The organism is Halobacterium zhouii, from assembly GCF_021249405.1.
Taxonomy (GTDB): Archaea; Halobacteriota; Halobacteria; order Halobacteriales; family Halobacteriaceae; genus Halobacterium; species Halobacterium zhouii.
Map to the genome: position 1 here is coordinate 1299698 of NZ_CP089593.1, position 12077 is coordinate 1311774.

Genomic DNA, 12077 nt, shown 5'->3' on the forward strand with positions numbered 1-12077 from the left:
TGCCCAGCTGGTGACCGCAAGTTGGCCTACCGTACTTGCCGATCTGATCGCCCACCAACCCACTCCGCCCACCGACTGTCGGGGCTCGTTAGCTGAGGGACTCCACGAGCTCATCCCAGGGGTCCTGGATGTCGTGCCAGTCGCGGGTTCTAGCAGACACCTCTGTGAAGATGAGTGAGGCGTGTACTCGCCGTGAGGGGTCTACCTGATTGAGCGCGGCAGCGTACGTGAAAATCTGTGGCTGGTGATGCTGAGACTGGTGCTCGATGAACTCGTCGTAGTCCTGGACTCCGGGCCGATCCGTCTTGTAGTCGATCACGTGGTAGGCGTCTTCGGTGACGAGGAGGCGGTCGATTTCGCCGGTGACCTGGACGGCATCGACGTTTAACTCCGGTATGCCTGTGAACTCGGTGGTGAGTTGAAATTCGTCGTGCTGGGCGGTGACCGTGGTACCAGCGATCAGATCGGCGACCCTGTCTTCGACCTGTGTGAGGCGTTCGCGAGCGGATGTTGCAATCGTCTCCAGTTGGTCTCGGGTGGGTTTGTCGACGAGTTCGCCTCGTTGGTGGGCGGTCGCCAAGAGTTGGTCGACGAGTGACCTGGCCTCGTCTTCCGGGGGTTGGAGTTCGCAGAGGCGGTGGACGATCGTTCCGAAGACGTTGGCCGGGATTCCGCCTGGTACTGTTCCTCCTGTGGTGGTTGGTTCGGTGTCGTCGTAGTCCTGTGCGTCGTAGTCGGGGGCGTCGTAGCCGAGTGTGGTGTCGTCGCGCCAGGTGAGTGTGCCCTCGCCGGCGACGAGTTTGGAGCACTCGTGGGGCGAGATTGAGAGTACGCGGTCGTCGGGCTGTTCCTGCGGTGGTTCGTAGGTGTCGAGGTCGAGTGTGGGTGTGTCTGTGGTTGGTTCGTAGGGGTGGTGTTCTGGGGGTTGGCGAATCGTGAAGGACCCCGTGGTTTGGGTGCCATCGAGTATGTAGGAGAGTGTGCGTTCGTAGGCTCCGGTTTCGATGAGTTCTGTGAGCGCGTAGTTTGCGCCTGCGTGGTCTGCCTCGGAATCGTCGACGGCTGAGTTCTCGGCATCGAAGAGGCCGGCCTGAACCCAGTCTTGCCACGCGTTCGCGTCCGTTGGGTTGGGTTCTTCGAAGCCGTAGGGGTAATCGGAGTCCCCACCGTCGTCGGTGTGTTGGCCGGTGAGGATGAGGTGGTCGCGGGCGCGAGTGCAGGCGACGTAGAGGGTGCGTTTCTCTTCGGCGCGTTCCTCGGCTTGCCGCTGGTTTTTCGCCAGGCGGCGACTGACCGTCTCATTGTCCGTGAACGGGTCGCTTGGGTCGGGGCCTTTCTGCCCGAAGACGGGGACGCGGTCACCGTCGCCACCGACCGGGACGGTTTCGAATTCGACTTTTTGCTGGCCGAGTTGGGCGCCGCCTGCCCGTGTGAAATCGCGGGCGACGCCGGGCACCACGACGACGGGGTACTCCATGCCTTTGGCCTCGTGGACGGTGAGCAGGCTGACGCTTCCGTCGGCGCTGTCGGTGTCGTGGTCGGCGAACGAGATGACGTTGGCTTCGGGGTCGTGGGCATCGCTGTCGATCCGGTGTTCGATACGATTGAGGACCTCCGCGAGGCTATGCTGGTCGTCAGCGTTCCGGAGGCGGTCGCGGAAGCGTTCGACGTTCACCACGGCTTTCTCCCCGCGTTCGCCGGCCGCGACCGTCGCCAAGTAGCCGGTTTCGTCGAGGATTCGCGTGAACAGCGCTGCCCACGAGTGAGCCGATGCGGCGTCAGTTGTTTGGCCGGCGTACCCGCGGAATCGCTTGATATCCCGGGTGATTGATTGCCACTGGTCGGCGTCGGCCGCACAGAGGGCGTCCCAGAGGCTGGCGTCCTCTCGTTCCTGGCTGGTAAGCGCGAGTTGTGCGAGGGCGTCGTCGGTGCACCCGAACATGGGTGAGCGGAGGAGCGCGTAGAGTGCTCGCTGGTTGGACGGGTCGACGAGAACGAGGAGGAGGTTGACGAGGGTCTGAACTTCTGGGGTTTCGAAGAAGCCCTGGCCCTTGACGACGGTGTGGGGGATGGCTGCGTCGCGGAGCGCGCGCTCGTAGGCTTCGAGGTCGCCTCGTGACCGGAGTAGAATCGCTACGTCTTCGGGCCGGGCCTCGCGTGGTCGCTCGACCGGCCCGTCGCTGCCGTCATCCCAGGTGTCGTACTCGGGGTGGGACTCGTCGAGTTCCTCGTACACCTGTGTGCCGTCGGTGAACAGTTCTGTGAGGCGGTTCGCGACGACCTGTGCCTCCACGGCTGCCGAGTTCGCCGTCTGTGCCTCGAGGAGTTCGTGACCGGCGCCGTCAGTGTCGCCGAGCAGCGTTTCCTGGAGCGGGCGGTCGACCGGGACGGGGATGTATTCGACGCCAGGATCGATGTCCGCATTGTTTTCTCGCGCGGCGGCCAGGGGTTCGGAGCGTGCTTCGAAGGCAGCCGGAGTTCCGTTTCTGACGGCGTACCAGGGGTCGCTGTCGGTGTCGGCTGGTGAGTCGCTGACGAAGATCTGTTCGAAGAGCCCGTTGATGCCCCCTAGCGGTTCGGGGAGCGTGCGGAAGTTGGTGGTGAGTGGGTCTTGGGTGGCGGTCGTGTCGGCTCGGTCGTTGGCGGTGTCGAGTTCGGTTTGTGCGTCGTCGAAGATGGAGACGTCGGCGCCGCGGAACCGGTAGATGCTCTGTTTGTCGTCGCCGACGATGAATCGATTCGTGGCGCCGGACTCGCCTGGGTTCTCGCAGGTGAGGGCCTTGATGATCGCCCACTGTTCGGCGTTCGTGTCCTGAAACTCGTCGACCATCACGTACGCGTCGAGGGGGGAGTCGTCACCATCGGAGAGGAAGCCGATGCTGGCGCGCTCCTCTGCTGGCAGTGCCTCGAGGAAGTGGTTCGTGAGCGCGATCAGGTCGCCGTAATCCAGGACGCCATCGTCGCGTTTGACCGCGGCGTACTCCTGGAAGGCGGTAGCGGCGATCTCCGCGAACGCCTGCACGTACTCGTGGGACGCCTCTTCGGTCTGGAATGGCTCACTGGGGATGTCGTGCCACGCGCGCCCGTCGACGTGTCCCATGATTGTAGCGAGCGCGTCCGCCATCTCGAAGAGCGGCGTCCCCGCTTCGAGTCCATCAGGATACTCGTCGGGAAGCTTGTCGTCGTGGACACCGCCGCTTCCGGTCATGGTGCATTCGATGAGAGCGATGGTGAGGTCTCGGCGTTCACTGGTCGACAGGGCGGCCGGGTCGCGGCCATCGTTGCGGTCGTAGGCGTCGATCAGGTCGACGATATCGTCGACGACCCACCGCACGAGATTCCCGTTGAGGGCATCCACGGTCGCATCGTAGTGCGCGACAGTCGCTTGCGCGGCTGCGATGACCGACTCGCTTGGCTCGTCGATCTCCGCCAGCGTGATATCGAGTTCCTCGACGTCGAGGAAGGCTGTAACCATCTCCTCGGCGTACGCGGCTGGGTTCGTGTGCTGTTGGGTGCGTGCGATCCACGTGTAGGGGTCGACGCGGGGGCTGTGGGTGAGGAGATCGTAGAGAATATCTTCGAGGGTGTGACGGTCGAAGCGCCGGGCGAGCGTCTGCACGCTCTGGTCGGTTTCGTGGTCGCGGAGGGTCGCTGCCACCGACTTGCGGGCGAGGTCTTCGGCGTCACCCTCGTCGAGTACTTCGAACCCGGGTTCGATGTCGTCGTAGGTCATGCCGAAGCGCGCGAGCGGCCGGTCGGCGGCGACACTGGGCGTGCGAGCGGTTCCGACGGCGTGTTCTTCGAGGAGGCGGTGGCAGAGCCCGTGGAGGGTGTGAATGTACGCGTCGTCGAGGCCGTCCGCGACCGCGCGCCACAACTGGAACTCGTCCTCCGTCGACACCGTGGAAAGGTTCTCGTTGACTTCACTCCGGACGCTCTCCTGGAGGTCGCTTGCGGCGCGCTCGGTGAACGTCGTCGTCAGAATGCGTTCCGGTAACTCTTCTGCGAGGGTGAGGCGGTCCGGATGGTCTGCGATCTTCTGGAGTTCGTGTTCGAGGAGTTCGACGTAGCGGGCGGTGAGCGTCGTCGTCTTGCCGGTGCCCGCGCCCGCTCGCAGGCTCACGTTGGCGTCCAGTGTTTCCTTCGCGGTTCGCTGTTCGGGTTCGAGGTGGTCGTCGTCGATCATTGCGCGTCCTCCGTGGGCTGGGCGTACGCCGGAATGTAGGCGGCTTCGCGGCCGTGTTCGTCGAGGCGGTCGTGGCGGTGGTGGTGGCGGACGTCACAGACGTGGGCGTACTCGCAGTGCTCGCAGTTGGCGGTGTCCGCATCGAGCAGTGTCGGGTGGAAGACGCCCGATGTCAGGCTCTCCGTCAATTGGGTGAGGCGGTCGTCGGTGTCTTCGTAGAGGAACTCCTGGAACGCCGCCGGGGAGTCGAACAGGGAGTCGGTTCCGAATCGGAGCAGTGGCTCTCCACCGTTCTGGTGCCAGACAGCGCGGTCCGTGGTTGTAAGCGGGGATTTCTGCAGGCCGGCGCTACTTGGGCTGTCGAGGTCGTAGTAGACCGCTCCGATCGGGTCCCACTCGTCTGCGTCGTCCGCGGCGGCGTCCAGCAGGCGCAGGTAGAGCGGGAGTTGGAAACTGATGCCGCCTTTGACCTCGTCGATGCTCGGGCTGGACCCGGTTTTGTAGTCGACCGCGACGAACTCCGTGGGCTGCGTGCCAGGGACGACGTCCACGCGATCGATTTTCCCGCGCACGTGAACACCATCAACGAGTTCGACTGGGTCCTCCGTGAGTCGGGTAGTGGCTTCGTCGTCGCCGTGGGTGACGCCGATGCCGGCCTCGAAGAACGCCGGCCGCATCGTCACCTGGTCGTGTTCGCTGGCGATCTGTTCTAACACGCGGACGAACAGGCCACGGTAGCCGGGTGGCCCCGCGTGCTCATTCTCGGTGTGTGTCGGGGTGAGGCCGGCGAGCAGGCGCGTGAGCCAGCCGTCGTGGAACGTGGAGTCGTGGTGGCGCACGTACGGTTTTTCGAGTTCCGTCTCGACGGCGTCGTAGAGCGCGCCGTGGTGGGCGTCGGGGTCCTCGATGGTGATTGGCTCGCCCTCCCGGGATTGGAGTGACCTGAAGAAGCGAGCGAGGACCTCGTGGACGAACTGTCCAGCGGTCCGGGCGTCTGCTTCCCGCGTGTGTTCGTCGGGGCTGCCGTAGTCGAGGAGGTAGTCAGCGTAGAATTTGAACCCACACTTAGCGTACGTGTCGATTCGTGAGGGGCTTAGTGGTGCGGCCGCGGCCTCGAACTGGTCGACGGTTTCGGCGCTCAGCCAGCCGTCGTACTCCGTGGTCGCCGGTGACTGCCGTGCCACGCCGCACGCGACGCCGGACTGCAGTCGCGTCGCTGGCTCCCCGGGAGCCGCTGCGAAGCAGTCGCTGTCTGCCAGGGCGGCGGCGATGTCGGTCGGCTCGTCCCCGGCAGTTCCCGTTGTGGTTGCATGCACGAGGGCGGAGCCGGCGGTGCGTTGGAGATCCTCTCGGCACCGTGGTGGGTGAGAATCATCGTCCTTCTTGGTTGGCTCGAAGTCGTCGATGCAGACGCGCTGGAGTTCCGCGAGGAAGTCCGCGACGACAGTGTCGTCGCCATCCCGGGTCTGGGATGGATGTGTGTACACCACCGTCTCGACCTGCGTGGGGAGGAGCGCGAGCGCATACCGGGCCTGCTGTGCCGGGTCGGTCGGCTCGAAATCCGGGTGGGCGTCGTTGAGTTCCCGAGTGAACGCGAGGCGTCTTGGCCGACTGGGGAACGCCGCCTGTGTCAGTCCGAGCGCGACCACCATCTCGAAGTCGTGCTGGAGGACGCTGCCGGGCGTGACGAGGGTGACGCCGTCGCGGCTGCCGAGCGCGGCGTCCACCGTCGCCGTGACCATCGCGCGCGGCATCCGCTCGTCGAGTCGCGCGTCGCCGAGTGACGCACTGTCTTCGAGCGAGGTAGCAACGGTGTTGAGAGTTTGGAGGGCAGCGGTTTCTCGGTCGTCGATCCAGGACTGCCTGTCGATGGTTGCGGCCAGCGACCACGAGTCCGTGGCTGACTCGTCGATGACGCCGAGCGTCGTCAGGGCGTCGGCGAGCGCCGAGACGCTGTTAGCGGTAGACGCTGCTGCGAGCTCCCGGCACACCGACCGGAGCCACTCGATCGCGTCAGTGACTTCGGCTGCCGTCGACCGGGTGGCGAGGAGATCCTGTACGGCGTCCAGGTTCGTCACTTCGACCCGATCCACGAGTTGGACGACGTCGTTGGCGGCGAGTTCCCTATCCGGCCACGCCGGCTCGACGAGTGGGTTGTCGATCACTCGCAGGACGTCTTCGACGCGGGCGGTGTCCGAGCCGAGTCGAAGTGCGTGCTCGACAGCCGCCCCCACTTCCGTCTCGGCGAGCGCCGTCTCGTCGCTCAGTCGTGCTGGCACTCCGTACTCGCGGAACGTCTCGAACAGTTCTTGCTGGCGCTCCGGTAACCCCGGCACCACGACACCGATTTCCGTGGCTGCCTGGCCGTCCGCGAGTTCCCCCCGTACTTCTCGAGCGACCCCGCGGATCTCGTGGGTTGGTGTCGGATACGTATGCCAGTCCACGCCGGCCGCAGCAAGCTGGCTGCGTGACACTGCGTCGTCGGGTGTGAACCGGTAGAGTTGGCGCGCGAGCGACGCGCCCGGTGTCCGTGCATCAGTGACGGTCGCGGTGAATCCGAGGTCGTCGTAGCGCTGCCATGCGCGCTGTGCCCCCCGATCGATCCCCGAGAGTTCGTCGGCCGCGTCGAGCGCGACATCAGTACGCGCACCCGCGAGTGGCAGGACCGCGTGGACGGTGTCCACGCACTCCGCGATCGCGTCGATCAGGTCGGCCTCCAGCGGCGAGAAATACGTGAAGGGACCCAGCACGACGACGTCGACTGGGTCGAGTGTCTCGGCGAGCGCGTTCGGGGCGTTGATGACACGCTGGTAGCGTTCGCTCCGCAGCGTCTGTGGCTCGCCGGCCGAGTTGAAAACACCGCGGTGTTGGTCGAACGACCTGGAGAGCGATGCGAGCGCGTCGCGCGTCGCCGATGAGATACTGGCGAGTCGGTCGTCAGCTTGAATCGCGTCCGCGGTGGTGAGACCAGCGAATTCGAGGAGTGACAGGAGGTCTTCTGCCTGCGAGCACGCCTCACTACTGGCCGCGTCAGCCGTCGTCGCCAACGGGTGAGTTGCACCGGTGAGGCCGTCGACGGCGTGCTCGACGAGGCGCTGTCGTTGGTCGCCAGACAGGCCGCGTGCACGTGTCGTGTAGAACTTCTGTTCGAGGACGTCGGCGACGACGCGGTCGAAATCTGAGAGCTGGAGTTGAATCGGTGCCCCGATTGACTCCCAGCGATCGCGGACATCGCTGGCTGGGCGGTCACTGGGGGCGAGATAGAGCACGCTCGCGGGCCGCCGGTCGGCGGCCGCAGCCGCCCGCTCGAATGCGGCTTCCTCCGCTGTGGGGAGTGCGGGCGCGATGTGGAGGTCCCGAGACATTTACCCGGAGTGCGTCAGCAACCTGTTTGAAAGTATGGATTCAGGGGCCCGCGAGGGGCACTCTGCGGGCAATGCGGCTGCCGGTGCCTTACTCGTCATGGGGAGTTCCGAAAGTGCCCACTGAGCCCGTGTCCGAACCCCTTCGTCGGAGTCCGCAGTTTGCACTTCGTCTAGTTTTGCGGCTGCCGGTGCCTTACTCGTCATGGGGAGTTCCGAAAGTGCCCACTGAGCCCGTGTCCGAACCCCTTCGTCGGAGTCCGCAGTTTGCACTTCGTCTAGTTTTGCGGCTGCCGTGCTCGCGCCGAGGTGCCCCAGTACCCAGCAGGCGTTCGGGCGGACGAGTCGGCGGGCGAGGTGGCGAACCCACTCCAGGGGGACCGCCTCCTTACGTAGGTGTGGATTGACGTCGTCGGTCCAGTCCCGGTCGAACGCGAACACTAGCATCAACTGGTCGCCTCCTCGCGCGGGGTCGGTGTTTCCCGGGTCAGGGTTTCGAGCAGGTCCAGTTCCTGCTGGAGCGTCCCGTCGCCGACGGCGTCCATCTCGGCGGCGAGGTAGTCGCGGAGGGCCTCTAACCGGTCGGCGGTCTGCTCGGGGACCACTAACGGAACGGACTCGCGTTCGTGCTGGCCGCGTCCGTTGTCGAGCAGCCAGTCGTCGACGCCCGTGGTTGTGTCCGCGCGGTCGTGGACGTCTGCACTCCAGGTGCGGAGCCCACGGGCGTACCGGGCGAGCGCGACGGCTTTCCGAACGCCGTCGTGGGCGAACGTCTCCGGTTTGGCTGGGGCGTCGACGGTCGCGCGTTCGGCGTGGTCGGTGCCGTCGCGGTCCGTCCACGAGGCGACGAGATCGAGGTCGGCGTCCGCCCGGGTCTGTTCGAGTCGCACGAGCACGACGCCGCCGCGGGCCTCGCCGTTCTGCTTGGCCGAGGGGAACAGCGTGCCGACGTGCATGAGTTCGCCCGTCGCCGCGTCCGCCGACGGCGAGCCGTGGACGGCTTCGATCCGGTAGCCGTCGGTCTCGAGCTCAAGGTCGAGGTCGTACACGAGCGGGGAGACCATGTACGCGAACTCCTCGCCCATGCGCCGCTCGAACTCCTGGGCGGAGTGGACGAAGTAGTGGTTCGCGCCGCGGATTCCGGACAGCGTGTCCGCGAGTTCCGCGTTCGCGTCGAGGCCCATGCCGACGAACGTGGTGTGGATGCCGTCTGCGGCCGCGTCGGCGAACAGCCGCGTGAGCTCGCTGTCCCCTGTCGTGCCTGTGTTTGGCATCATGTCGGTGAGGAAGACGACGCGTTGCTCGTCGTGGGGATTCCCGGTGTGGTCGGCGAGCATGTCGACGGCGGCCTCGAAGCCGTCGGCGAGGTTGGTGCCGCCGCCAGCGGCGACGTCCTGGATGTGCCGGCGAATCGCGGGCATGTCGGTCGTGCCGACGTCGCGGAGGGGCTTGGCGACGTGCGCGCGGTTGTTGTAGAGGACGATGCCGAGGCGGTCGTCTGGGTCGAGTTGCTCGGTGAGCGCGCACAGCGAGCGGGTCGCGGCCGCCAGTTTCGTCGTCGCGTCGGTTTCGGACTCGCGCTTGCGGCCGTGCTCGTCGTAGTAGTACTCGTCGAACGGGCTGTTCATCGACCCGGAGACGTCGAGGACGGCCACGAGATCGAGGCGCGGGCGTTCGAAGTCGGCGACCGACAGCGTCGAGTCGAGGCCGACCGAGAGGTAGCGTTCGGTGTCGCCGGTGAGCGGGTGCTCGGTGACGGCGGCGGCGTACCGCGGGGCGAACAGGCTGTCCGAGTCGGTGCGGTCGCCCGTCTCGAAGTGGTAGTCGTAGAACAGGCCCTCGTCGCTGATGGCCTCGGGCTGGGGTGTGTAGCCGTTAGCGACGTTCTCGCGGAAGTTGGTCGCGTCTTTGGCGCCGCCCGCCGCGAGCCCGACAGTCTCCGGGCTCGCCGCGTCAGTGGTGGCCGGTGCGGGCGAGACGTTTTCGTTCACCTGGTCGAGGGCGTGGTCGGCTTCGGAGCCGCCGCGGAGGTGGTGGGCGTCGACGTGTCGCCCGCAGTTCTTGCAGACGGAAGCGGGCGTCGTCACCGAGTCGGGGCCCTCGCGCATGGGGATCCAGTCGTCGGTGGTGTTGGCGTCGTCGGGGACGCGGCGGATGGTAGCGTTGGCGTCCAGGATGCCGATGCAGCCGTCGAGGCCAAGTTCGGCGGCCGCCTGGACGACGGCCTCGTCGACGGTGTCGACGGGTGCGCCCGGTCGAAGTGCGCCGCCGCAGTCGGGGCAGTCGGCGTCGGTCACCGCCGGGACGTCGGTCGGGGTGGCGCCGAGGAGACCGGTGATGCGGTGTGTCGCGTCGGTTTTCAGGTTCCGGATCGAGTCGTTGTCGGGCGTGGTGAGGACGGCGAACTGGCTGCCGTCTTGGTCGGCGACTAGGAGTCGGTGGACGCGGCCGCTCGGGCAGTCGATCGCTCGCCGGGTGATGAATTCGACGTCGATGTCGAGTCGGGTGCCGGCGTTGAGGTCAGCGTATGTCGTGTTCATGGGTTCGGATCGGCTGCCAGTTCCCCGGGCAGCCAGCGGGCGTTCGTAGTCAACCCCACCATACACCAGCGGCATCCTGGATAAGAGCCACTTCGATGCTCCTTTTTCTTCCTCTTCGGCCCATACTGTGTTCCTCAATGACTTAAACACTTCGATAAGACGAGTGATTGGGGAAGTTATCCAAGGAATATACACAGTGCAATGTCCCTTAGTTCAGCCAACCCACGTATTCTCCAGGTCACTCACATTTCAGGCCGAGTAACGTACGTTCGACTGTGGAGTGGACGGTCGAAACAATCATTGTGAGGGGGCTCGTGTGTCCGGCAACGAATCCATGTCTATCGACGCCGGTGACGCGCTGTTGCGGACGCTCCACGACCACAACCCCTGGTGGGAAGACGGCGCAGCAGCCATCGCACCGCCTGCGCGGCAGAAAAGCGACTTCTACCATCTCGTGCGCCCAGACCGGGCTGGCAGCCAGTTCGAAGACCAACCGCTCCTCGGTCTAGTCGGCCGCCGCGGCGCCGGCAAGACGACGCTCCTCAAACAGTTCATCCACGCCCGCATCGAGCAGGGAGCCCACCCCGAACAGTTCCTCTACCTCCCGTTCGACGCCGACCCGCTCTACCAACTTCAGTCAGACGACCAGCTCAGGCGCGCCGTCCGCTACTACGAGAGTCGCATCCTCGGCCGCATCGACGAGACCAACCCACATTTCATCCTCCTCGACGACGTCCACCAGATCGAACACCCGAACAAGCCCACCATCGACGGCTGGGGCGCGCCAGTCACCGACATTCTGGAGGCGTCAGCGTCGCGCCACGTCGTCGTCACCGCGAGCGCCGACGTCCAGATCGAGCGCGAACTGGATAGCGTCGGCTTCCCCCGCGACCAGTACGATACGCAGCCGATTCTCCCCGAGAAGTTCCGCGACTACCTGTTCACGCTCTACCCCGACCTCGAAGAGCCAGACCGGCGCGTCAGTCCGACGTCCATCCGCACAGGTGAGAACAGCCTGCCGACCGCGCTCGACACGGGCGACGTGTCGCCACTCCTTGCCGAGCTCCGCGAAAAATTCGAGCAAGTCGCGGACGTCGAACCCCGCATTCAGTCGAAGGTTGTCGACTACCTCGCCATGGGCGGCACGCTCAGCTACGAGCAGGACGGCGTCGTGGAATCCGCCAGCGACCTCTCGCCGGCCGACTACGCACGCCTGCGCGACGACGTGCGGACCGCGCTCTATCAGGAGGTTCCCGGCTTCGAGTCCATCAAAACCATCGCCGACCTCGAACGCCTCTGCGCGCTCGCCGCCCACAACCGCGCGACCGAACCCATCCGCTACCAGACGCTCGTCGACCTCTTCGACGTCGACCGGCGCACCATCGCCGACAGCTATCTGCCCGCGCTCGCGGAGCTCTACTTGCTGACGGCCGTCACGGAGTACGACAACGCGCGCCCGCGGTCGGTCCAGCTCTACCTCCGGGACACGGGCCTTTTGACGGCGCTCGCTGACGGTGACGCCGCTCGCGTGTTGAGTGACTTCGAGCGCGAGGCCGACCTCGCGCGCGTCGCTGGCTTCGACCACACGATGCGGTTCGCGTACGGCGTCAACGCTGCACAGAACAATGAGACCGAGCCAGCCGTGCAGTTCTGGCGCGGCCGAAAGGGGACCGTGGACTACGTCTTCGAGATCGGCGGCAACCCGGTGCCCGTCGGCCTCGCCTACCGGCCACCGGTCGACGACACGCTCGCCAGCGTCCAGGAGTTCCTCGACGCCTACGACGTGCCAGTTGGATTCGTGGTCACCGGCGACACGGTGCCAGCCGACGATCCAATCACGCTCCGCGGCGACCGCGTGATCCAGATTCCATACTGGTTTTACCTCGTCCTCTGCTGACCACGGCCAGTAGTCCGTCCGTGGCTGAGAGGGTCCTGAGGTCGCGTTTGAGTGGAGGTTCGACCTTCGGGCTACGGCAGTCAACGTCGAGC

5 protein-coding genes are annotated in these 12077 nt (G+C 65.7%); 1 reads left to right on the forward strand and 4 read right to left on the reverse strand.

The window, feature by feature from the left end; translation table 11 throughout:
- Positions 1–88: 88 nt before the first annotated feature.
- From LT970_RS06740 to LT970_RS06750, 4 genes are read right to left on the reverse strand one after another with little or no spacing between them, the layout of a single operon-like run.
- The gene (locus LT970_RS06740) at positions 89–4186 is read right to left on the reverse strand and encodes a UvrD-helicase domain-containing protein (protein ID WP_232685670.1); all 4098 of its coding nucleotides are present in this window, start codon (positions 4184–4186) and stop codon (positions 89–91) included.
- Positions 4183–7551, reverse strand: a complete 3369-nt coding sequence (locus LT970_RS06745) for a PD-(D/E)XK nuclease family protein (protein WP_232685671.1) — start codon at positions 7549–7551, stop codon at positions 4183–4185. Before LT970_RS06745 ends, LT970_RS06740 begins: the two co-directional genes overlap by 4 nt.
- On the reverse strand, positions 7552–7995 hold the full coding sequence (locus LT970_RS14700; RefSeq protein WP_432419593.1) for a HEAT repeat domain-containing protein: 444 nt from the start codon (positions 7993–7995) through the stop codon (positions 7552–7554).
- On the reverse strand, positions 7995–10088 hold the full coding sequence (locus LT970_RS06750) for a vWA domain-containing protein (RefSeq protein WP_232685672.1): 2094 nt from the start codon (positions 10086–10088) through the stop codon (positions 7995–7997). Before LT970_RS06750 ends, LT970_RS14700 begins: the two co-directional genes overlap by 1 nt.
- Before the next feature lie 334 nt (positions 10089–10422).
- Here LT970_RS06750 and LT970_RS06755 point away from each other — a divergent pair, with 334 nt between their 5' ends.
- The gene (locus LT970_RS06755; RefSeq protein ID WP_232685673.1) at positions 10423–11985 is read left to right on the forward strand and encodes an ATP-binding protein; all 1563 of its coding nucleotides are present in this window, start codon (positions 10423–10425) and stop codon (positions 11983–11985) included.
- The last annotated feature ends 92 nt before the right edge of the window (positions 11986–12077 follow it).